This window comes from Shewanella sp. FJAT-51649 (assembly GCF_019457435.1).
Classification (GTDB): Bacteria; Pseudomonadota; Gammaproteobacteria; order Enterobacterales; family Shewanellaceae; genus Shewanella; species Shewanella mangrovisoli.
In genome coordinates this window covers 2,271,248-2,294,356 of record NZ_CP080411.1, presented here as the reverse complement: position 1 = coordinate 2,294,356, position 23,109 = coordinate 2,271,248, and the positions used below count along the sequence as shown (strand labels likewise).

18 protein-coding genes, 1 pseudogene and 1 riboswitch are annotated in these 23,109 nt (G+C 49.2%); of the genes and pseudogenes, 7 read left to right on the top strand and 12 right to left on the bottom strand.

Going from position 1 to position 23,109, the window contains the following annotated elements; translation table 11 throughout:
- The 5 genes from thiS to K0H59_RS10245 form a co-directional block, all read right to left on the bottom strand.
- Positions 1 to 204, bottom strand: a complete 204-nt coding sequence (gene thiS, locus K0H59_RS10265) for a sulfur carrier protein ThiS (protein WP_220055460.1) — start codon at positions 202 to 204, stop codon at positions 1 to 3.
- Complete coding sequence (locus tag K0H59_RS10260) at positions 201 to 1,202, bottom strand: HesA/MoeB/ThiF family protein (protein WP_220055459.1); 1,002 nt, start codon at positions 1,200 to 1,202, stop codon at positions 201 to 203. The genes thiS and K0H59_RS10260 overlap by 4 nt, the downstream gene beginning before the upstream one ends.
- Entirely contained in the window at positions 1,199 to 2,881 is a 1,683-nt protein-coding gene (thiE, locus tag K0H59_RS10255; RefSeq protein ID WP_220055458.1) for a thiamine phosphate synthase, read from the bottom strand. The genes K0H59_RS10260 and thiE overlap by 4 nt, the downstream gene beginning before the upstream one ends.
- A 2-nt stretch (positions 2,882 to 2,883) precedes the next feature.
- Positions 2,884 to 5,055, bottom strand: a complete 2,172-nt coding sequence (gene thiC / locus K0H59_RS10250) for a phosphomethylpyrimidine synthase ThiC (RefSeq protein WP_220055457.1) — start codon at positions 5,053 to 5,055, stop codon at positions 2,884 to 2,886.
- A gap of 158 nt (positions 5,056 to 5,213) precedes the next feature.
- Positions 5,214 to 5,312: riboswitch (TPP riboswitch) on the bottom strand.
- Positions 5,313 to 5,487: 175 nt separating this feature from the next.
- A complete protein-coding gene (locus K0H59_RS10245) occupies positions 5,488 to 6,690 on the bottom strand; it encodes a hypothetical protein (protein WP_220055456.1) in 1,203 nt (400 codons plus the stop codon).
- Positions 6,691 to 6,966: 276 nt separating this feature from the next.
- Here K0H59_RS10245 and K0H59_RS10240 point away from each other — a divergent pair, with 276 nt between their 5' ends.
- Complete coding sequence (locus tag K0H59_RS10240) at positions 6,967 to 7,650, top strand: hemolysin III family protein (RefSeq protein WP_011716932.1); 684 nt, start codon at positions 6,967 to 6,969, stop codon at positions 7,648 to 7,650.
- A 106-nt stretch (positions 7,651 to 7,756) separates the two neighbouring features.
- Here the strand turns inward: K0H59_RS10240 and K0H59_RS10235 are convergent, their stop codons facing one another.
- Both K0H59_RS10235 and K0H59_RS10230 read right to left on the bottom strand, forming a co-directional pair.
- On the bottom strand, positions 7,757 to 8,242 hold the full coding sequence (locus tag K0H59_RS10235; RefSeq protein WP_258405908.1) for an NUDIX hydrolase: 486 nt from the start codon (positions 8,240 to 8,242) through the stop codon (positions 7,757 to 7,759).
- A 111-nt stretch (positions 8,243 to 8,353) separates the two neighbouring features.
- Complete coding sequence (locus K0H59_RS10230) at positions 8,354 to 9,178, bottom strand: tRNA (adenine(22)-N(1))-methyltransferase TrmK (RefSeq protein WP_220055455.1); 825 nt, start codon at positions 9,176 to 9,178, stop codon at positions 8,354 to 8,356.
- A gap of 253 nt (positions 9,179 to 9,431) precedes the next feature.
- Here K0H59_RS10230 and K0H59_RS10225 point away from each other — a divergent pair, with 253 nt between their 5' ends.
- The 3 genes from K0H59_RS10225 to K0H59_RS10215 all read left to right on the top strand — a co-directional run bounded on the left by K0H59_RS10225 (position 9,432) and on the right by K0H59_RS10215 (position 13,196).
- Positions 9,432 to 11,543, top strand: coding sequence for a glycoside hydrolase family 97 protein (locus K0H59_RS10225; protein WP_220055454.1), 2,112 nt, complete (start codon positions 9,432 to 9,434; stop codon positions 11,541 to 11,543).
- Positions 11,544 to 11,825: 282 nt separating this feature from the next.
- Positions 11,826 to 12,710, top strand: a complete 885-nt coding sequence (locus tag K0H59_RS10220; RefSeq protein ID WP_220055453.1) for an AraC family transcriptional regulator — start codon at positions 11,826 to 11,828, stop codon at positions 12,708 to 12,710.
- Positions 12,711 to 12,746: 36 nt separating this feature from the next.
- Positions 12,747 to 13,196 carry a carboxymuconolactone decarboxylase family protein gene (locus K0H59_RS10215; protein ID WP_220055452.1) on the top strand — a complete coding sequence of 150 codons (450 nt, stop codon included), beginning with the start codon at positions 12,747 to 12,749 and terminating at the stop codon, positions 13,194 to 13,196.
- A gap of 248 nt (positions 13,197 to 13,444) precedes the next feature.
- Here the strand turns inward: K0H59_RS10215 and K0H59_RS10210 are convergent, their stop codons facing one another.
- From K0H59_RS10210 to K0H59_RS10200, 3 genes are read right to left on the bottom strand one after another with little or no spacing between them, the layout of a single operon-like run.
- On the bottom strand, positions 13,445 to 13,960 hold the full coding sequence (locus K0H59_RS10210; RefSeq protein WP_220055451.1) for a hypothetical protein: 516 nt from the start codon (positions 13,958 to 13,960) through the stop codon (positions 13,445 to 13,447).
- 47 nt (positions 13,961 to 14,007) lie between these two features.
- The gene (locus tag K0H59_RS10205) at positions 14,008 to 14,484 is read right to left on the bottom strand and encodes a GNAT family N-acetyltransferase (protein WP_220055450.1); all 477 of its coding nucleotides are present in this window, start codon (positions 14,482 to 14,484) and stop codon (positions 14,008 to 14,010) included.
- 27 nt (positions 14,485 to 14,511) lie between these two features.
- Positions 14,512 to 14,805 carry a YciI family protein gene (locus K0H59_RS10200; protein WP_220055449.1) on the bottom strand — a complete coding sequence of 98 codons (294 nt, stop codon included), beginning with the start codon at positions 14,803 to 14,805 and terminating at the stop codon, positions 14,512 to 14,514.
- A 750-nt stretch (positions 14,806 to 15,555) separates the two neighbouring features.
- Here K0H59_RS10200 and K0H59_RS10195 point away from each other — a divergent pair.
- A pseudogene (locus K0H59_RS10195) lies at positions 15,556 to 17,149 on the top strand (MFS transporter).
- Between the two features lie 120 nt (positions 17,150 to 17,269).
- A complete protein-coding gene (locus tag K0H59_RS10190; protein ID WP_220055448.1) occupies positions 17,270 to 19,783 on the top strand; it encodes a glucan 1,4-alpha-glucosidase in 2,514 nt (837 codons plus the stop codon).
- A 232-nt stretch (positions 19,784 to 20,015) separates the two neighbouring features.
- On the opposite strand, the gene K0H59_RS10185 is transcribed toward K0H59_RS10190, so the two are convergent.
- Positions 20,016 to 20,828: a helix-turn-helix domain-containing protein gene (locus K0H59_RS10185; protein ID WP_220055447.1), complete on the bottom strand. Its 813-nt coding sequence runs from the start codon at positions 20,826 to 20,828 to the stop codon at positions 20,016 to 20,018.
- Positions 20,829 to 20,907: 79 nt separating this feature from the next.
- Between K0H59_RS10185 and K0H59_RS10180 the strand changes: the two genes are divergently transcribed.
- A complete protein-coding gene (locus tag K0H59_RS10180; protein ID WP_220055446.1) occupies positions 20,908 to 22,296 on the top strand; it encodes an SLC13 family permease in 1,389 nt (462 codons plus the stop codon).
- Positions 22,297 to 22,509: 213 nt separating this feature from the next.
- On the opposite strand, the gene K0H59_RS10175 is transcribed toward K0H59_RS10180, so the two are convergent.
- Positions 22,510 to 23,109, bottom strand: coding sequence for a membrane integrity-associated transporter subunit PqiC (locus K0H59_RS10175; RefSeq protein ID WP_220055445.1), 600 nt, complete (start codon positions 23,107 to 23,109; stop codon positions 22,510 to 22,512).

Below are 23,109 nucleotides of genomic sequence, written 5' to 3'. Positions count from 1 at the left end.
TTAACCTCCCGCGACAACGGCAAATACATCAATCTTATCCTCATGGTGACAGAGGATAGATGACCATCTATGTTTGGGTACAACGGCCTCGTTAAGCACTAAGGCAACCGAATGTTGGCAAATATTTTGTGCTTCTAACAGGGCTTGTAAACTCAGCGGTTGTTGAAATGTCTGGGGTACATTATTGAGATGAATTAAAATCATAACAAACCTCGATTAGAGACGAATTTGAATGAAACGGCTGTAGTTGAATGGTGGGTGTTAGTGTTATCTCTTTCTACGCTCTTGCTTGGTTCGCGTGGCATTAACGCACTCGACTTTAATGAATTCGGCTTTAACCCGCACACCTCGCACTCGGGATCACGGGTTAAGGCGGCCGAATGCCATTGGAGTGACTTGGCATCGAAACGCCAAAATCGGCCAAGTAGTTCTCTTGTGGAGGCTATTGGTTGACTTGTCTCTTCGAAAGACTGAGCACCCGTTTGCAGTGTTGTAGAAGTTGGCGGCATGGCTAAGAGCAACAATTGCATCGCTAGCAGCGCCTGCATCGATGCCATCACGCCGACACTGGGGCCAAGTACACCTTGGCTGCTACAGTTTTGTGGCGCGCGAGTATTCGATGGGAAAATACAGTGATAACAACCGCCCGCAGGGAAACGCTGCTGATCAACGGCAAACAATTGGCCGTTGAAAGCGGCAATCGAGGCGCTCACCAAAGGCAAGTTATGCTCAATACACAGCCGATTGATATAATGGCGCGCCGCAAGATTATCCGTACAATCAATTACTAACCTAGTTTCTTTGCTATGGGCTAACAGACCAGCGAATACATCGCTCGCAGACTCAAGAGTCAAATGCTCGGCAAAGGCATCAATCTCACAACCTTGCGCCAACACGGCCAATTTCTGTTTAGCAATGAGGGCTTTGTGATGACCAATATCGTCTTCACTAAAGAGTAATTGCCGCGGTAGATTGGACAATTCCACCCTATCGCCGTCAACAAGCGTCAAGCGCCCGACACCAGCGCAGGCTAAATACTGCGCCGCCAATTGCCCAAGGCCGCCTAGGCCTACGATAAGCACATGAGCCTGTTTAAGTTGCAACTGGCCAGCCTCGCCGACCTCGGGTAAAAATATTTGCCGCGAATAACGAATAAAGTCTTTATCGGCAAGGGATTGCGCCTGCTCTTGTGTCGTGATCATAGGCTTGACTCCCAGGCTCGCGTCAATTCGGCAAGGGCCATTATTGGGTCATTCGCCTCGGTAATCGCCCGCACCACGGCAATATTGCTCACCCCAGTCGCTTTGACTTGGACAAGATTCGAAGGTCCGATGCCGCCAATTGCCACTAAGGGATAGTGCGCATTTAACAGCTCAACATAATGAGAGAGTTTACATAACCCCTGCGGCGCCGATGGCATTTGCTTGGTGGTCGTTGGGAAGATATGCCCAAGGGCGATGTAAGATGGCGCATATTGATGGGCACGCAGCAACTCGAAATAACCGTGGCTAGAAATGCCAAGAGCCAATCCTGCTGCGTGAATGGCGTTAAGATCCGTCACCGCCAGATCTTCTTGGCCAAGATGTACCCCAAATGCCCCATGCTTTATCGCTAATTGCCAATGATCATTGATAAAAAGCTGCGCATCATAGTGTTTACCTAAGGCAATCGCGGTTTGGATTTGTGCCTCAAGCGCCTCTGTCGTTAGCGCACACGACTTTATCCTGAGCTGCACCGTCTTCACGCCCGCCGCCAGTAACTGTTCTAGTAACAGTAGGTTATCGACAACGGGATAGATTCCTAAGTCAGGCTCAAGGCGCTTAAACGCGCCGCATTGCACATCACTGGATTCACTCAAGCTATTTTTAGGATAAGCCGTGACGTGAGGAAACGCCGTTAAGCTGTGCGGCCAAGCGGTACGCGCAAGTGGCCCAGGGCCTTGACCAATACCCTGAGCTTGGGTTAAACCTTGATTAACATAGGCTTTTGCTACCACAACTGCATCCTGCAACACAAAGCCAAAGGCTAACACCGAGGCGATGGCTGAAGACAGAGTACAACCACTGCCATGGTTATGGCGCGTGTTTATCCGCGCACTGCTGAGCCAAAAGCTGCCATTCGCGTCGAGCGGTGAACAGCTCGTAACCTGATGACAAATCAGCAGATCCTCCGCCAAACGCTGATTATTTGTGGCACTGCGCTGACTTGTGATATCGCTTTTCTGATCGCTTAAGCTATCCCTTGTATTAATGCCTGCACTTGCCAGAGCCGCAAAATCAATATCGCCGCCCTTGGCTAATACGCTGCAGTCTAATTGTTCAGAGAGTTGCATTGCCGCAGCGGTGAACGCGGCTCTTGTGTGAATTGCTGACGCTTGTTTGTCTGTGGCGACAGTAAGCCTTGCCAACTCCTGCACATTCGGCGTTATCAGGCTAATCAAGCCCTTAAAGGGCGTAAAATCCAGTGGCTGGCTCGCCGTGCTCTTATCCCCTAGTTCATCCCCACAGCTTGCGACCATCACAGGGTCGAGAATAACGGGGACGAGTGGAAACTGAATTTTAAAACCAGCCAACCAATCGGCAACTAAATGCAGTTGCTGCTGATTCGCGAGTAAGCCAATTTTAATCGCTTGAGGCGGTAAATCGACTAACAGGGTCGAAAGTTGCGAGAGTAGCATTGCATCACTCACAGGCTCAACTAAATCCACCGCCACCGAACTTTGAGCCGTTAATGTGGTGATCACGCTGCATCCATGGCCGCCCAAATCCTTGATGGTGGCTAAGTCGGCTTGGATCCCCGCACCGCCACCGCTGTCCGAACCCGCAATGGTCCAGACGATAGGTTTAGGCGCTAGGTGGCTATCATGTTTAGCAGGGCTCATTATCAAACCTCCGCAACCTGTACTGTGGGTTTGAGCTCTGTCCCGTCCTTATGCTTGGCCGATTCATTGGTTGTATTAGCTGTATTGGCTGTATTAGCATCGCCCAGCGGCAGATACAGTTTGGCGCCGGAAGCCGCAAACTCGGCCGATTTTTTCGCCATGGCCGCCGCTAATTCATCTTGGGTTTTGACTCTGATCTGCTGGATTGCTTCTGTGTTCGATTGCCCTTGTGGAGCAGAATTTATCGATGCAAGCGCTTCAGCGCTCTCAACATTTTGGCTTGACGAAGCCACTGACAACGTACCCGCCGCTAAACTTGCCGCATAGTCGCGCACATCTTGGGTGATCTTCATCGAGCAGAACTTCGGGCCACACATAGAGCAAAAGTGCGCAACCTTGGCAGACTCCTGTGGCAGGGATTCATCGTGGTAGGCACGTGCGGTATCAGGGTCGAGTCCCAGGTTGTATTGGTCTTCCCAACGGAATTCAAAACGCGCCTTAGATAACGCATTGTCGCGGATCTGTGCGCCCGGGTGACCTTTAGCAATATCGGCCGCATGGGCGGCAATCTTGTAGGCAATCAGCCCTTGTTTGACGTCCTGCTTATTGGGTAAACCTAAGTGTTCTTTCGGCGTCACATAACAGAGCATGGCGCAGCCATACCATGCGATCATCGCCGCGCCGATCCCTGAGGTAAAATGATCGTAACCCGGTGCAATATCGGTAATTTGTGGCCCTAAGGTATAAAACGGCGCTTCGGCACAGTGGATAAGCTGCTTATCCATATTCTCCTTGATAAGCTGCATCGGGATATGCCCAGGCCCTTCGATAATGGTCTGCACATCGTATTCCCAGGCGATTTTGACCAGCTCGCCTAAGGTTTCGAGCTCAGCAAACTGCGCCTCATCATTGGCATCGGCAATGGAGCCAGGACGCATACCGTCACCTAATGACAGCGACACATCGTAGGCAACGCACAGCTCGCAAATCTCGCGGAAATGGGTATAGAGGAAGTTTTCCTGATGATGGCTCAAGCACCATTTGGCCATAATCGAGCCGCCGCGGGACACAATCCCAGTCACCCGTTTGGCAGTCATGGGCACATAGCGCAATAACACGCCCGCGTGGATGGTAAAGTAATCGACGCCCTGTTCCGCTTGCTCAATCAAGGTATCGCGAAACACTTCCCAGGTCAGGTGCTCGGCAACGCCGTTTACTTTTTCCAGTGCCTGATAAATCGGCACTGTGCCAATCGGCACTGGCGAGTTACGGATAATCCATTCGCGGGTTTCATGGATATATCGCCCCGTGGACAAGTCCATCACAGTGTCCGCGCCCCAACGGGTTGACCAGACTAACTTTTCCACTTCCTCCTCGATGGAGGACGTAACCGCAGAGTTGCCAATATTGGCATTCACTTTCACCAAAAAGTTACGGCCAATAATCATAGGCTCAGCTTCTGGGTGATTGATATTTAACGGAATAATGGCGCGTCCACGGGCAATTTCGTCGCGGACAAATTCAGGGGTAATAGGTTTACCGATTACGGCGCCAAAGGATTCACCTTGGCCACGGCGGCTTAAGATTTCATCCTGCACCTCTGCGAGCGCCATATTTTCCCGAATCGCTACATACTCCATTTCGGGGGTAATGATCCCTTGGCGGGCATAGTGTAATTGGCTCACGCGTTTACCCGGTAAGGCACGGCGGGGACGAACAATTGCACTTGAACCGGCTTCGAAACGCAGATGATCAAGCCCATCATCCTTCAGGCGCTGCTGGGTGAAATCTGAGGTCGCACAATCAAGCACTTCGGTATCTTGGCGCTCGATAATCCAAGGTAATCTGAGTTTGGCTAAGCCTTGGCGCACGTTAATTTGCGCAGCTGGATCGGAATAAGGCCCCGCGCAGTCGTACACAGGAATGGGAGGATTTTTCTCAACTGTAGGCTCTGCTGCAGTGCCGCCAATCCGCGTATCGGTTTGCAGAATTTGCCGCATCCCTACACGGAGATCCTCACGACTCCCCTGCAAATACAACTTTTGCGAATTAGGGTGTTGTAATGGTTTAAGGGTATCGATAAAGGCTTGGGCCTGGGCGCGCGCCGCACGGCGGCTCGTTTGCCCTTGGGTGTTCACGGCAATCGATTCTGAGGACAATTCTAAACTGGACATAAGCAATCTCACTTTAACAAATAAAAATGGGGTTGCTTGTCTGGAGACTTGAGTGTTGAAGCTGAGCCTTGCAAACCCTAAGCGGATTTACGGACTCAATAACGACTAAATCGATGGGTTAATACAGGGCAAAAGGTGACCGCTGAGACGATTTAATGGATGTTATTATGCTTGTTTCCTTCGCAGGTTTTAACCTGATCAGGTTCAACGGATCCCGAATAAACGGTCTCAGCCAAGAGGCACTCCGACAAGATGGGCAAAAGTATAGGCAGAAGCGCTGCGAACAAACAAGCGTAATTTTAGGATAAAAATCAAATTACCAATCAAAAATAAAGAACAAATAACATATTGTATAAAAACAGATTTAATTTTAATAAACACTATAATCCACAATAAATATCATTTTTAGTGAAAATTTATCATCGTTACTTTTTAACCTTTTGGCCGCTTTACCATCATTTTATCAAGCTGCGCCTTAATGGCATCATCAATTTCTTGATTCATTTTCTTGCCACTGCAATCGAAGGGGAAACCTAAATTCTCAGCATAGGGATTAATTTGGGTACCGACTTTAACGACCCGATAGCAGGTATCCCCTTTACGGACAATTCGATTGGGATCCAGCTCTAAATCTAAACTGGTGGGGCCGCTAAAATCGTCGGCATTGGGCACAATCAACACCTCCATCTCGGGGCTCATTTCAGACATAGTCGACCGTTTAGTGTAATGATTTGCCTGCTCTAGCACTAAATCATCTAAGGCTTGCTCACGCTGACGTTCAAAATAACGCTGGGTAAATAAACCGACACTGCCAGCCGCACCGCTGTTTTGCTCACCAGTATCTGACTGCTGAGTACTTGCCGCTTGGGCCGAGCTTGATTGGACTTCTGCCTTTTGAGGTTTAATAGCTTCTTTTGCACTCTGCTGGGTTTGGCCCTGTGTTGAAGTCTTTGAAACTGCTCTATTTGACGCTTGTGCGCTGACTTCAGGAGGTTTTGCAATCTGCTCTGTAGTTTTTGGCGCAAGCTTTTCCGCGGGTTTTGGTGGCACTTTTGCGGCTGGTTCAACATCCACTTTCAGCTGCGTAGTGTTAGGCGGGGAAGTGATCGGCTCACTAGAAACGGTAGGTTCTTCAACGGAGTAATCTTGAGGCGGATCCGCTGGAGCGGTTTGCGTTGGCGGCGCATAAATAAAATACGCCTTTAACGCCTTGGTTGTAGTCCGTGTGTTGGCTGAAGATTCGGTAAACGACAGCCCTAAGTGTTCCGACTGGGTTCGCCATAAAAAAATTAATAACAACAGCAGTAAGCCATGGCCAAAGATGACCCAAAACAATGGCTTAAGATTGAAATACTGCGACCACTCTCGCCCGCTAAGATTTGAAGATGTTTGGAATATACTGTCGATATCTTTTTGGTTAGCCTCATACAAATTAAGGCTTATATCGCTCCCCAAAGGGTCTGCATGAGCGCTAAAGGGCTTAGCGTTCAAATCTGTAGCGCCCAGAGCTATTGCACTGAAAGACGTAGCACAAAACGGTATAGCGGAAAATGGTGCGGTCTCATCGTTTGTCACGCGGCCGTACGCATCAAAACTAAGATCATCTTCTGGGGTTATATTCGAACGAACAGGCAAAATCCATCCCTTAGTACTTAATGGACAAAGTACTTAACAAATCCATGACATCTACGGGAGATTAGAGAAAGTGCGCAGCACAAAGTTCCAAGGCGTTGACATTAATCAGTCGTAAACCAGCACCATAATGTTGTACAACTAGATAAGAGCTCGCCTAAGTCTCAGTTGATGATGTTACCCTTAAAATAAATTAGCTTACACGTGTAAGCTAATTATGGCTTTCCAATTTATCAACTGATAGACTCAGTCATTATCGCCATCGAGTGGATCAACAGCATGCCAAGCCAGAGTTTGATAGAGCCGCAAATGAGTCATGAAAAACCATTGAATATCAGTGGCTATAGCCTTAGTGAGGAGATAGCCAATAGCATCAGCCATGGCCTAGGGGTGATCGCGGGCGTGGTCGGCTTAGTGTTTATGATCCTCAAGGGCGCCGACCACCTCACCAGCATTCAGCTCACAGGTGTTATTATTTATGGTGCAAGCCTTATCCTGTTGTTTTTAAGTTCTACCCTGTATCACAGCGTGACGCATGTAGGCTGGAAACATAAACTTAAGATTGCCGACCATTGTGCCATCTACTGCTTAATTGCAGGCACCTATACCCCTCTGATGTTAATCAGCCTGCAAGGACAGCTTTCAACCATTATCCTTACGGCAATTTGGTCCTTGGCTATTGGTGGGATTTTATTTAAGACCTTGTTTATTCATCGCTTTAAAAAAATGAGCCTAGTGCTCTATTTAGTGATGGGTTGGCTGTGTGTAACTGTAATGGGCGATTTGACGGCGGCGATGTCACCGCTAGGATTTAAGCTTCTACTATTGGGCGGGTTGTTTTACACCTTAGGGGTGGTATTCTATGTCGGTAAACGCATCCCATACAATCACGCGATTTGGCATTTATTTGTATTGGCAGGCGCGATGAGCCATTTCTTTTGTATTTATTTAACCGTGATCTAGCACTAAAGCAGCCTTCACAAGAGATCCTCATAAGCCATCCTCAGGATGGCTTTTTGATGGCGGCGCTTTAAACCACTGTGCAATAACCCCATCAAGCTGACTTTATCTACAGCAACTCTTCTACGATTCGTTTGAGCAGAAAGGTTTCCCTGTCAATGGATTGCCCTTTATTGGCGAACGTTCGCTGAATTTCTTCATTATGGGCAATCGCTTGATGGATATTGATCCACTCTGGGCGCATCCCATTTTTAATCTCATGGGCTTCGAGTCTTGGCTCACCTAGGCCGCGCTCGCCAAGGCTCATATCGATTTCGCACAGGTAACAGTAAGAGTCCATGTGTACAACATTTGCGCCCTCACGAAACCAGGAACGATATTCCTCATAACGACCAAAGGGCGCTAACACTTTGGCGGTAATGGCGCCGGTTTCTTCCTGCAATTCGCGGATAAGTCCAACTTCAAGGCTCTCGCCCTTATCTACCCCACCACCAGGCAAACCGTAATCGCGATATTTTTGGGTATAGAGCAGCAAAATATCTTCCCCCGACAGCACTATGGCACGGGCGGCTTGGGTGGACTTCAATAAACGCATAATAAAACTCAAGATTAACGGCCTAATAGCATAAACCAACTCGATGGATTTACAGAGTAAAACCGTCAACGCCAAGGCTAAGCGCTCAATGGCCGCATGTTGACTATGAGGTTAACAATTCAGTTGCTGCAAAATGTGCTGATAGGCCGCCACAATTTGCGACTTGTTGGGCATGCGATGCTCAGGAATACGCTGATAATGGCCTATGGTTTGATCAAGATAACGCTTAGCTTGGTTGGTTTTATCCGCATTTAGCCCTTGCCACATGATTGAGCCCGTCGCACTTAAGGGCACAGCTTGATTTGTTTTTGAGCTGGTATTCGTTTTTGAGCAGGCATTGGCCTGAGTTAAATGCAGTATTTCGTAGAAACGTTGGTTTTCTTCGAGTAAATATTCATCTTTAAGTTTTAAGCCCAATTCCGACAACGCGCTGCGCACATGATAATTATGATGCACGGGACACAAAATAAATTCGAGCTGGCCCCGGCCTTGACTAAGGTTATGATTACCCGAATCATTTCCACTCTGAGTATCATGTTGAGTTTGCTGGTTTATAACAATACTGCGCACCAATTCAACCAGCAACTCACCGCCCACACCCGCAATAATCACTAAGTGCTTGGCTTGCTTGCCGTATTGCGCCAGTGGCAAGGCCGCCACATCGAGGCAATGCACTTGCCATTCACTCTGGGGATTGGCCTGTTGCTCAGCGTTTTGAGTGTTTGAGATAGACGGCTCGGGGAAAAACCTTGCTAACTCAAGGCTAAGTTGCTGCATCAATGGCGAGACACAATCGACAAAATGCACCTTAGGTGCGGCATTTCTTTGCAGTAACAGCATGCCGAGTAAACCATGATCGCAGCAGCAGTCCCAAATATGATCGTATCCAGGGCCCACCATTCGATTGATCTGCTGTAATCGCTGACTGATTTTCACCGCTCACTCCCAAACGCGTTTATATCACTGCCCATATCGGCTTAAGCTAAAGCCCCTTAAACACAATAAGAAAGCCAAGAAAGCCGCGCATTCTACCCGAGTCAGCGGTTAAAACCCATCTCTTTACGCCTTACTATCCGCCTGCCACCTAACCGCTCACTATGGTGAATACGTATGCAAACCATTGCGAGCAAAAACCCATCGCCACTAGTATGCATTGACCCATATTCACTATAAAAACAAGGATCAGGGAATGTTCAGCAATCCTCTTACCCATGCACACCACATCAACTCGCCAACGCGAAATAGCCGCCATTGGGCCGCCGGCCTATTTACGCCCAGCTTGCTAGCACTTAGCATTGGCAGCCTGCTCAGCACCAGTGCCACAGCGCAGACCCTCAACCTAAGCTCCCCCGATAAACAAATCGTCTTGAGTCTGAGTGATGATACGGGCCGCCCCGAATACCAAATCCATTTTCATGGCAAAACCATTATCGAACCGAGTCGCTTAGGCTTAGTCTTTGCCTCACTGGGGGAATTAGGCCAAGGTCTACGCATCAAATCGAGCCACAGCGCCAGCGCCGATGACAAATGGCAGCAACCTTGGGGTGAACAAGAGTGGATAAAGGATCAACACAATCAACTGAGCGTGGTATTAACCGACGGTAAAATCGACTTAAACCTCGAGTTTAAAGCCTTTGACGATGGCATCGGCTTTCGTTATCACTTAGCCGCCCAAAACGCCCTGCCTGCGAATACACAGCTTGCCATCACCGATGAACTCACCGAATTTAATATTGGTCAGAGTGATAAGGCCACAGCTTGGTGGATCCCTTCTCGGGGATGGAACCGCTACGAATATCTGTATCGCAACAGTGCGCTCAATCAGGTCGACCGAGCCCATACTCCATTTACCTTTAAACTGGTCGATGGCACCCATTTGAGTATTCACGAGGCGGCGTTAGTTGATTTTGCCTCAATGACCCTCGATCAACAGCGTGATGGCAAGCTCAAGGCCGATCTTACTCCTTGGTCAGATGGCACTCGCGTTAAAACCCAAGCGGGCTTTTATACCCCATGGCGCACCATTCAAATTGCCGACAAGGCCACGGGACTGCTTAATTCGCACCTAATCCTCAACCTGAATGAGCCCAATAAACTGGGGGATGTCTCTTGGGTTAAACCGGGCAAATATGTCGGTATTTGGTGGGGTATGCACCTCAATGAAAACACTTGGGGCTCGGGCCCAACACACGGCGCAACCACCAGCGAAACAGAGCGCTATATGGATTTCGCCGCCAAGTACCAATTTGATGGTGTCTTGGTTGAGGGTTGGAACCAAGGTTGGGATGGTGATTGGTTCCATAATGGCGATCAATTCAGTTTTACCAAGGCCTATGATGATTTCGATTTACCGGCCATTACCGCCTACGGCGCGAAAAAAGGCGTGCGCCTAATTGGTCACCATGAAACCGCAGGCTCTGTCACCCATTACCGTAATCAAATGGATGATGCCTTCGCCCTGTATGAAAAACATGGCGTGACCCAAGTCAAAACCGGTTATGTGGCTGACGGTGGACAAATCAAACGCATCGATGAGAACGGTATTACCCGTCACGAATGGCACGATGGTCAGTTTATGGTTAGCGAATATCTGCACAGCGTGACCGAAGCCGCCAAGCACCATATCAGCATCAACAGCCATGAGCCGATTAAAGATACTGGGCTTCGTCGCACCTATCCGAACTGGCTTGCCCGCGAAGGCGCACGTGGACAGGAATACAATGCCTGGGGCAGTCCACCAAATAGCCCAGAGCACACCGCCATGCTGCCCTTTACCCGCATGCTGGCAGGCCCAATGGATTTTACCCCAGGGATTTTTGACTTAGCCCCGAAAGGCTTAGATGCCGAAAACCGTGTGCAAACCACCTTGATGAAGCAGCTCGCCCTGTATGTGGTGCTCTATAGCCCAATCCAAATGGCTGCCGACTTACCACGCAATTACCAGAAACATTTGGATGCTTTCCAGTTTATCCGTGATGTGCCAACAGACTGGTATCAAAGTATCGCACTGGCTGGCGAAGTGGGTGATTACGTGGTGTTTGCCCGCCAAGCCAAGGACCAACAGGATTGGTACTTAGGCGCGTTGACCGATGAAAATGCCCGTGAAGTCAAGGTAAAACTGGATTTCCTCGACCCAAACAAACGCTATCAAGCACAGATCTACCGTGATGGCGCAAAAGCCGATTGGAAAACCAATCCCTATGATTATGTGATTGAAACTAAAATGGTTAGCGCCAAAGATAGCTTGACATTACAGCTAGCCAGCAGTGGCGGCACAGCGATCCGCTTTAAAGCGCTGTAAACTCAAGCGCTAAATGGACGCTAAAAGTCCCGAGCGACAGTCACTCTTGCAACAGTGACTATTGCAACAACAATCGAAGCGATAGTGACCATTACAATAGTCACCAAGAAGCCCTTCTTGGTGACTATTTTTTATTATTGAGTTGCTTACTTTTAGTTACAGCGCCTAACAACCGTTGGCGGATTTCATTTGAGCAGGACCACTGCCCTCCACTACTGAGTCACACTCGACACGGATGCAAATTGCATTAAGTTAGCTTAAGCTAAACTCCCCCAATGCTTAATGGTGACGACCTTGCGATACACGGCTGATGAACTCGAAATGCGCAGTTTTAAGCGTTTCGAGACCCAATTTGCCCACTTAGGCTTTAATCATTTTCAAGCCATTGCCCCACTGCGCCCTTGGGTGCAGCGCTATTTTCATTTGCATGTCGCGGCGGATTTACCGCAGCCAATCGACCAAACCTTCTATCCCGATGGTGGCACAAGCCTGCATTTTTATTTGCCATCGCCCGGCATTGGCGACGCGCCTTCGGTGTATTTTTACTCGGGCCAGCAGCGGCATTGTCACAGTTTCGCACCGAGTACCGAGCAAATTACGGTGCGTTTTCAGCCCGGTGGCGCCTTCCATTTACTGGGGGTTGAGCTTGCCGCCATTCAGACCGACACAACAGCAAGCGTTATCGATGTAACCCAGTGGCCCATCGTTGGTTTAACAACGCTCTTATACCAACTCGTTGATACGCCCAAGCCAAGCCAGCGTATCGCCCTCGTGGAACACTGGCTATTGCAACGTGCGCAGCAATTTGACTTAAGCTTATCGACGCGCATGAGCCTAGTCCCCGCAACCTTGCCTCAACTCATTCAAACCCAAGCCAATTTGGAGACCTTTTACGGGCAACTCCCCATGAGTCGTCGCCAATTTGAACGCAAATTTAAGCAGGAAACGGGTTTATCGCCCGCGCAGTTATTGCAGCTGAATCGAGTAAAAATTGCCCGCAACCTATTGAGTCAATCGCCGTCGCTTAGTCTCGCGCAGGTGGCCTTCGATTGTGGATTTTACGACCAAGCCCATCTACATCAGCATTTTTTACGGGTGATGCAGCAAACACCGGGACAATATAAAAAACGCAAGATGTCGCAAATCTCCAATATAACGGCCGATTAATCCCTTAGATTCAAGCCTCAACTTACAGGAGGCTTTATGTCAGAACGTATTCCGCGCCAACAGATTTACCAACTCCAACCCGGGCTCGCCAAAGCACTCATTAGCCTAGATAAAGCGGCTGCTGACTCGGCGTTTTCGTCATTATTGGTACATTTAGTCAAACTGAGGGCATCGCAACTCAATGGCTGCGCGTTTTGTCAGCGAATGCACGCCGAAGAAGCGCGCCACGACGGAGAAAACCAGCGCCGTTTAGATTTACTGGCTGCTTGGCACGAAGTCGATGGTCTCTTTGATGCACGGGAGCAAGCAGCGCTGCGCTGGACGGAAACCTTAACCCGCGTCGCCCAATCGCCAGTGCACGACAGTGAATACGCCGCGCTCGCCGAGCACTATTCAGAGAAGGAGATTGTCGATCTTACCAGCCTAATTATCGCCATAAATGGTTGGAACCGCATCGCGATTGCCTTCCATCTTCAGCCGCTCTAATCGCGCTAAAATTATCGCAAGCTAGTTCCTCAAGCCAGCAAGGGCACCTACTCTGGTGCCCTCAATACCTGTACTCGCATCAGTCATGTTTTGGCGAGTATCCAATAGCTAACAGCATTGATTGGCTGACTCAGTCAGGTTGAATGGCAACTTGAGGTAGTGGTTTGAAATAATTATTTGCGATAACAGTTTGATAAAGGAAAAGTTGATAGCGACTAACGTTCACGCTAGATAAGGAATTTTGTAGCCTAGTGGCACTGTTCGGTCTTTAACCAGAGCATGGCTTCAAATTGGGGTGATGAGGATTGTGTCGTGATAAAAAACTTCTCGATATCGACTGAGGTGATACTTTCGCAGCGCGCACTAAAATCACTATTTATCTGCTTAACAAAACCTGAGGCGAGAATGGCTTCCTTAAATCCCTGCCGTAGGGCCACCACCTTGGGGTTATGTATATTGCCCGCCGAAGCTAAGGCATCGGCAAACACCTGAGGGTAATGTTGCTGCAGATAAGTTTGCAACTCGTGCTGAAGACCATCGAACTGTGCAAGGGTTGACACTTGTACCGAGCGAATCCACACCGACTTGGGAACAACGGCAATCGCGTCTTTCAAGCTATCTACACCCGTGCTTGAGGCAAAAATCACCGCGTCATGATCAGCAAAATTTGTCTGCCACTTAAGTGGCTCAGCAACTGTGACTTCTGAAAACAGTGCGACTTCAGAGAACAGTGCGAATAAGACTGCCGTGAAATAACGTTTCATCCGAGATCCTTTCGATTTGTCATTACGTCCATAATCGTCAGCACGGCTTATAATTCCAGCGCTAATCGCAGCATATCCTTATGTTGTAATCCCTGTTCAAACAGAGGTACGTCGTAATGGGTTAAGAAGTGATCTTTTATCACAGCCTCGACTCTAAACCCCAGTCGCTGATAATAAGTAAGTTGATACCCAAAACTCCCCGTACCCAACTCCACACGAACCACCGACTTTTTCGCCAATTCAGTTAAGGCAAATGACAGTAACACAGAACCAATTCCCTGCCGCTGATAGTCAGGCCAAACTGCCATATTGAAGATTTCTGCAACCTTATCGCGAATTAGCTTAATCACACAAACGGCCACTATCTCACCTTTATGCTTGGCGGCAAAACACCAAGCTTTATCCAAATACGCTTCGATACTGGCAGTGGAAGGATCGGCCTCTAACAGCAATGCCATAGGGACTTGTTGCGCAGGCACCCACTCAAGATCCACAGGCTGCATTAAGCCTTGGGTATATTCCATTATGTTTTTAGCTCGTATCCCTACCCTTTAAATCTGCTCAATTAAAGCTTCTAAACCTGCTGCGGCTCGAGTGGGGACAAATTCCACCACCTCAAATTCGGCCACCTCTTCGATATAGAAAGGGTCGAGTTTGACAATGGCTTCAAGCTCGGCGCGACTATTTGCTTTGGCAAGGATCACTCCGCCAGTGCGGGGTACCTTACGGCCGGAGGCGATAAAGGTGCCCTTGGCATAATATTCATCGAGATAGGCAATATGAGCCGCCAAATGCAGTTCTACATCGGCCAGCGGTTTTTTGTAGGTTAAGGTGATAACAAACATAACGTTCCTTAAGGGCGTAATAACAAGCCAGAATAAATACTCAATTGCTCTTGCCACACACGTCAATGACGGCAAGTCGCCAATGGTCAGTAAAGTCTGGCGACATAGTGATGCATTATGCTTTCGCTATCAATAGCCTAGAAAGATGAGTCTGTTGATTAAGCTGAAAATGATCCATGTACTTCCCCACTAATCTTAGTGGGTTTCATGCCATAGCCCCTTATCACAGCGGGAGTGACCCGTGGAACAAGGTTCTTAACTCCCCCCACCGATGTGATAACTGGATACATCTAGGGTTTAAACCCATCCACGCCTCACGTAAAATCCACACACTATTAGTTACAGGGCTGTTTCGCCAGGGTTATCAAGGAATGATGAATACGTATGTAAGCGGTTGTGCGTCAATTGGCGCTGCGGCTACTATAAATTCGCTAGTTTCACCCTCTGCTTGTGGGGTTGAACACTGTGAGGTCGTTTCTGGTGGTTGCCTTTGAGGATAGCTGTCAGGCTTAGGTTCTTTTCTGCTACTGAGCATTTGCATCATAGCGTATGAAAATGAATTTATTGGCGAATATGCTTCTGAGGGAGAGGTATATTCGCCATTTTTTCACCTACACGGCCAAGCGATAATGCACTTTGGGGAAGCTAGCAAACACGCGTAAAACTGAGCAAAGGCCACTGAATAGGCCACACATTATAACGATAAATGACTCAAGGCAGCCCCGCTGCCCGCTACTGAAGGGAAGTTGCATGTCCGCGGATCAACAAACGGTTACCCCATTAGAGAATTTCTCGCCCAAGGTGGCGCAGCGCGCCGTACATAGGGTGCAACCCGAGCTGAATTTCTGGCAAATCTTCAATATGTGCTTTGGCTTTTTGGGGATCCAATTCGGCTTCGCCCTGCAAAATGCCAACGTCAGCCGCATTTTCCAAACCCTTGGCGCCTCTATCGATGATATCCCCATCCTGTGGATTGCCGCACCGTTAACGGGTCTGCTGGTTCAGCCTATTATTGGTTATCTTAGCGATAACACTTGGGGGCGCTTAGGTCGCCGCCGGCCGTATTTTTTAATCGGCGCCATTTGTACGACTCTTGCGATTTTTGTGATGCCGCATTCCCCGACGTTGTGGATTGCCGCAGGCATGCTGTGGATAATGGATGCCTCAATCAATATCGCCATGGAACCCTTCCGTGCCTTTGTGGGGGATAATTTGCCTCCCAAGCAGCGCACCCAAGGCTATGCCATGCAAAGCTTTTTTATCGGCATCGGCGCGGTGGTGGCCTCGGCCCTGCCCTATATTCTCAGTAACTTCTTTGATGTCGCCAATACTGCGCCCGCGGGCGAAATAGCCGATTCGGTGCGTTATGCCTTCTATTTTGGTGGTGCCGTGCTGTTTCTCAGCGTGGCTTGGACGGTTGTGTCCACCAAAATATTCCCCCGATGAACTCGCCGCCTTCCATGGCAATGCTGAAGCAGGCGCAGATGAGCAACAACATCGCACTCGCACCCATAAAAATTATCAATTTGCCGCTATCGTTTGGATGGCCGTAGGCGCACTACTGACGCTTGCAGTGTGGATGCAGGATTTAGATAAACAGCTGTATATATTAACTTTAGGGATTTTTGCCTTTGGCCCATTGCAACTTTACTGCGCACTGCGTTTAGACAAATCAACGCCCTCACAACGCGCGCAACTGGGCATTGTCTTTAATGTGGTCGACGATTTATTCCATATGCCGAAGGCCATGCATCAGTTAGCGATAGTGCAGTTTTTCTCTTGGTTCGCGCTATTTGCGATGTGGATTTACACCACCTCGGCGGTGACGTCCTACCATTTTGGCAGCAGCGATGTGTTGTCTAAGGCCTATAACGATGGCGCCGATTGGGTGGGCGTACTGTTCGCCTCCTACAATGGATTTTCGGCCATTGCGGCCCTGTTTATCCCGCTACTGGCTAAACGTATCGGTATCAAACTGACCCACACCTTTAATATGTTCTGCGGCGGTTTTGGCTTGATCAGTTTCTATTTTATTAAAGATCCCAGTCTGTTATGGCTGCCTATGATTGGCGTAGGTATCGCCTGGGCCTCGATTCTCTCCGTGCCCTACGCCATGTTATCCGGCGCCTTGCCGCCGAAAAAGATGGGCGTGTACATGGGGATCTTTAACTTCTTTATCGTGATCCCACAGCTGCTCGCGGCCAGTGTTTTAGGCTTAATTCTTAATGGATTATTTGATGGTCAACCCATCTACGCCCTGATCACCGGCGGCGTTCTGATGCTCTGCGCCGGAATTGCCGTGCTCTTTGTTGAGCAACCGAATACTCAGCACACTCAAGTGTAAATCCTACAACTCAGCACACTTGGCGTTTAGGCGTTTGGGCAACTCAACGCCAAGACGTGTAGCCACATAGCTTACAACAAGAATAAATCGCAATTAGCACCATTGATTGGGGAGATTTTGATGAATATGGAATCAACAACAGTTCGCAGCTTTTCTGACCGCCGCAACTTAAGCCGTAAGCCGATTGCGCTTGCAATTGCCGCAAGCCTTATCGGCGTTGCCAGCTTAACAGGCTGCTCACCCTCGGCCCCCAATGCGGACACATCAACACCGACCGTCGCCAAAGTCAGTGGCGCAAACGCACAAATTGCCCCCGGCGCCCCCGGCAAAGCGCCAACTTGGGCGTTCTCCGGTAAAACAGGGATTGGCACCTCCTATGAGCCTTATACTCAAGGGCAATATCAAGATAGTGCCCAAAATCCCATTAGCCGCGTGTGGTTCTCCGTAGCGCAGGGGATTTTAACCGAAACAATGTACGGCCTTATTCACAACGCTCAGCTCAAAGAGTTGCAATTTGTGATCACAGGCAATGGCTTTATCGATACCGAGAAAGACAACACTATCAGCAGCATTGAATACTTAGATACCGACGCTAATGGCCGCCCACAATCCTTGGCTTATAAGATTATCAATCGCGACGTTGAAGGTAAGTATCAGATAGAAAAACATATCTTTACCGATCCCGACCGCGATACGCTGATGATGCGCGTGACGTTTACCGCCTTTGAAGCGGGCATCACACCGCATTTATACGTTAACCCCCATATCGATAATGCGGGCGCGAATGATATTGGCCGAGTCGATCATCAAGCCCTTATTGCTCGCACCGCCGATCCCCACAGCAGCGTGATGACGGTTAAATCCGATATCGATTTTGCGCAGGCAACCACAGGCTTTGTCGGTGTATCCGATGGTTTGGCCGATTTAGCCGATAACGGCAAACTCGATACGCTGTATCAGGCCACCAGCAGCGCCGAAAATCCGACTCAAGGCAACATTGCCTTTACCGCCAGTTATCCCACACTCCAAGCTAATCAACCTCTTAATGTGAATTTGGCGATTGGTTTTGGCCATGATGAAACCAGCAGTTTAGCCAATGCCAATGCCAGCCTAACGTCAGGGTATGATACTGTGCTGAGCCAATACAACGCCGGTTGGCACAGTTATTTACAATCACTGCCCGCGATGCCTGCTATGGCGCAAAGCACCACAGATAATGGCAAACTGCTGTATACCAGTGCCATGGTACTCAAGGCGCAGGAAGATAAAACCTACGCTGGCGCCCTTATCGCGTCACTTTCTAATCCTTGGGGCGATACCGTCCCTGCTGTCACCCCCAGCACGGGCTACAAGGCCGTTTGGCCCCGTGACTTTTACCAATGCGCCATGGCATTTCTCGCCATGGGTGATACCCAAACGCCTAAAGTCGCCTTTGAATATCTTAAAAAGGTGCAAGTAAGCGATAAAACTCCAGGCTTTAACGGCACACCCGGTTGGTTTTTACAAAAGACCCATGTGGATGGCCAAATTGAGTGGGTGGGCGTACAGCTCGACCAAACGGCGATGCCGATCATGCTCGGCTGGAAACTCTGGCAAGCAGGCGTGTTGAGTCAAGCGGAATTGAGCCATTGGTATCAAGAGATGCTAAAAGCCGCGGCGGACTTTTTAGTCAGCGGCGGAGAGGTCAATCTCGACTGGAACCACACCCAAATTACGCCACCGAAAACTCAGCAAGAACGTTGGGAAGAACAAGCAGGTTATTCGCCTTCCACCACGGCCGCAGTGATCGCAGGCTTAGTGGCGGCGAGTGATATTGCCAAAGCAGTAAACGACAGCGATGCTAGTCAGCGTTATTTAGCGACCGCCAAAACGCTTAATCAGCAACTTGAAAAACACTTAGTGACGACCCAAGGTTTGCTTACAGATAGCCAAGGCATTAAGGCGCCTTATTATCTGCGCTTAAGTCCGAATGGTGAGCCAAACACCGCCGAGACACTCGCCGCTAATAATGGTCGAGCGGGATTAGATCAACGTCAGATCCTCGATGGCGGCTTTTTAGAACTGGTGCGCTATGGCGTACGTGGCGCAACCGATAAGCTGATTAATCAAAGCCTAGCGCTGGTGGATAACACCGAACTTGAGGACAATTTACGCCTCAAATACAGCTTTACTGCAAAAGATGGCAGTAGTGTACCCGGCTTTAGACGTTACGGTAACGATGGCTACGGTGAAGATACTGTCACGGGCGCAAACTACGCCGAATCGGGCAGTAATAGCGACAACCAACGCGGCCGCGTCTGGCCATTCTTCACCGGCGAGCGTGGACATTTTGAGCTGGCCCTCGCCAGCGCCAAGGGAGAGCTAACAGGGATAAATGCACAGCAAACCAAACAGCAGCTTATCAATACCTATGTACAAGGGATGGAAACCTTCGCCAACGCGGGTCTAATGCTCCCCGAGCAAGCATGGGACGGTGTGGGTAACGCCACACGTTACCAATATCAACTCGGCCAAGGCACTAACTCCGCTACCCCGCTCGCCTGGACCCACGCTGAATATATCAAGCTAGTGCGTTCAATGAGCGATGGTCGAGTATGGGATAACTACCCTATCGTCCCAGAAGCGTTGAAATAAATCCTACTCGAGACAATCTAAATGTGTCCTTTAGTGCTGATTAGCACTAAGGGACTCTGTTTGGGAACGCTCTTAAGGGGCGATTTCTCAGGTCTATCTCTAAGATCTACTTCTAAGAGCTATCTCTACGATCTAACCTTAAGAGCAATCTAAAGGAACTATCTTAAAGAACTATCTTTGCAGCTATCCAAAGCAGATTTATTTGTAACCACTTGATTTATAATTGGTAATACTACCGTGTGGCTTGCACGCTTTTTTGGGCGTATTCCTGAGGCGTGCAACCAAATAAGACTTTAAATGCTGCGCTAAAACTACTGACACTTAAATACCCAAGGCTATGGGCCACGCTCGTCGTGCTTTCACCTTGGGTTAACCGCTCAAGGGAGTTGAGTAATCGGTATCTTTGGCGCCATTGCCTGTAGGTCTGTCCAGTTTCGGCTTTAAAGAGTCGTTCTATGGTTCGAATACTCGCCCCCGCACTTTGAGCTAATTCGGCCAAGGTATACTCCGCCTGCGGTTTTTTGATCAACAGTTGGATCACTCGGCCAAGACGCGGATCCGAGCCCGCATTCAAGTAGGTATTCACACTGTCGAGCGCATCTAACTCGTCTATGGCACTTAAACCCAAGCGAAAATACTTGGCTGGTTCCATTGTGGCGTCTTGGCATAGTTTCAGCACCATTTCACGCATTAGCGGCGTCATTGTAACCATCACCACCTGCGTGTCCTGCACTCTAACGCGATAACTGGGATCGATATATAAATTGCGAAGATGAGCTTGGGTTTCACAGTTAATCTGATGCCGGCAACCACTGGGAAGCCACACGGCATGGGTCGATGGCACCACCCAAACCGCGTTGTCGCTCTGAACCCGTAAAATTCCCTTTGCGGCCCAAAGTAACTGCCCCCGAGGGTGAGAATGGGGTTCAACGCCCATTTCGGCCTCAAGATTGCGCGCATTACTCAATACGGGACGATTTGCATCTAACGTGAACGCAAATTGGCTGGGCGCCAACATTGTCGCTTTAGAAATAACATCTGACACATTACCACCTTAAAACGACATATTAACTGGGCTATCTTAGGTCGCAATATCAATGCCCGCAATATTAAGGTGATCCCCTATGGGTAAGTTAAGTATAAAAAAATGGCTGATCTTTAGCGCCATGCTCGTCGCCGTCTTGTTGGCCATGTTTCCACTACAGCAGCACCCTGCACTTTTTTCCTACAGCGCATCGGTCGTACTCATCACCCTGTTATTTTGGAGCACTGGCTTTATTCCGCCCTTTATGGCGGGACTGATCTTTTTTGCCTTGGCCACCATTTTTAAACTGATCGACCCCAGTGCGTTGTTCTCGGGATTCGGTTCGGCGGCGGTGTGGTTAATTATCTCCGGCTTTGTGATTGGTAGCGCTATTTCAGAGTCGGGATTGAGTCGCCGCCTTGCCGCCGTTATCGCCCCCGCGTTAACCATGAGTTATCCACGCATGATTGCGGGACTGGTCATCAGCGCGATACTACTGGGATTTGTGATGCCATCCTCGGTCGGACGCGCGGTTGTGATGCTCCCCATCGGCATGGCCTTGGCAGAGCAACTCGGATTTAGTCGTGGCAGCAATGGCCGGATAGGCATAGCAACCGCCCTAGCACTCGCCTGTAATATGCCCAGCCTTGCGGTGCTGCCCGCCAATATTCCCAACATGATTTTGGCCGGTGCGAGCGAAAATCTGTTTAACGTGCATTTTGGCTATGCTGAGTATCTGTTTCTGCACTTTCCGATTTTAGGTCTGCTCAAATCGGCCATTATCGTGGCGCTCGTGGTGTATTTGTTTCCGGCCAAAATTGATAAGACCCAGATTGCTGCAGCGACGGATATCGAAGAGTACGATGTGACCAAGCAAATTAAACTCGCTGTGTTACTCATCATCACCCTGCTATTTTGGATAACAGACTCATGGCATGGGATTAATCCAGCATGGGTGGGGCTAACGACAGCCATCATCCTCTTGCTGCCGAAATGGGGCATTATTGAGCCAAAGCGCTTTAATCAATCGGTTGATTTTTCAACGGTTATCTTTGTTGCCGCCGCACTAGGATTAGGTGTCCTAGTCAATCAATCTGGGCTCGGTAGCGCGCTCGGCCAAGCATTCAGCCAATACTTACCCTTGTCGCAAGGCGCCTCTTTACTCAACTTTATGTCCTTATCACTGATATCGACCTTAACCGGATTAGTGGCAACCGTGCCTGGCGTGCCTACGGTATTAACCCCCATGGCTGCCGACTTAGCGAATGCGACTGGGTTTTCTCTGCCCGCGGTATTGATGACCCAAGTGATCGGCTTTTCGACGGTGATTTTCCCCTATCAAGCGCCGCCGCTGATTTTGGCTATGCAACTGTCGCAGGAGTCCCTCGCCCATCTGCTGAGAGTCACCTTACCCTTAGCGCTGATCACCTTATTGGTGCTAATGCCGCTGGACTACCTCTGGTGGCAGTTGTTGGGCTGGATAAGCTAGCTCCCTCCCAGGAGCATTAATCGGTTTTCCTGCGACAAACGTTAAGATAAAGGCGACATTAAGCAATTTATACTTTGGCCAGTTATGCCAAAGCTCGCAGACCAAAGCCCATATGCCTGAGCTTAGGCAAAAGCTCAGCTTAATGTCGCCTTTAGCAGTGATTTTGCCTTATCACTGCCAACGCAATATTGTTGCCTATTGAGCAGCAGGCAGTCACTGAGCAGTATGCGGCGGCGCCATTGTGCGTATATATTCAGCAAGCTGTACCAACCCATTATCTAGGCTGCTGACGAGAGCCGGATAACCTTCTTCAGGCAATGAAACACGATATTGGAACGGCTGCTCACGCAGCACTTGCTGCGTATTATCCATCAGGCGCCACTGCCCGCCCACAACAGCCTCACCTGTATAGCTGCCATAAAATTCTGTCACGATTAGGTCGAGTTGGACGGATTTAGCAGGGCTATCGGTTGCTAAGGTCCATCTAGCAAATGCGCTGCATGACTGGCTTAGCAAATTGTTTAACCTCAATTGGATTTGCTCGGCCAGAGAACCTGCCCATAAATGCTGCCTTGCTACAACCAACTCCTGTGCTGAGGTTTGATAAATCAAACCATGGGTGTTGAGATAGTCAGCCAAGTTCACCCGATTAACCCTTAATGCGCACGGCTCGCCAGAACGGATAACGCCACGGCTGGTATCCGTTGTACCTGAAACTGCCGTATGTTGCAGGGCGATAAAATAAGTTTGAGGAGTGGGCTGACTGCTACAGCCCGCCATTAAAAATGCAATGAATAACAGGAAAATACGCAT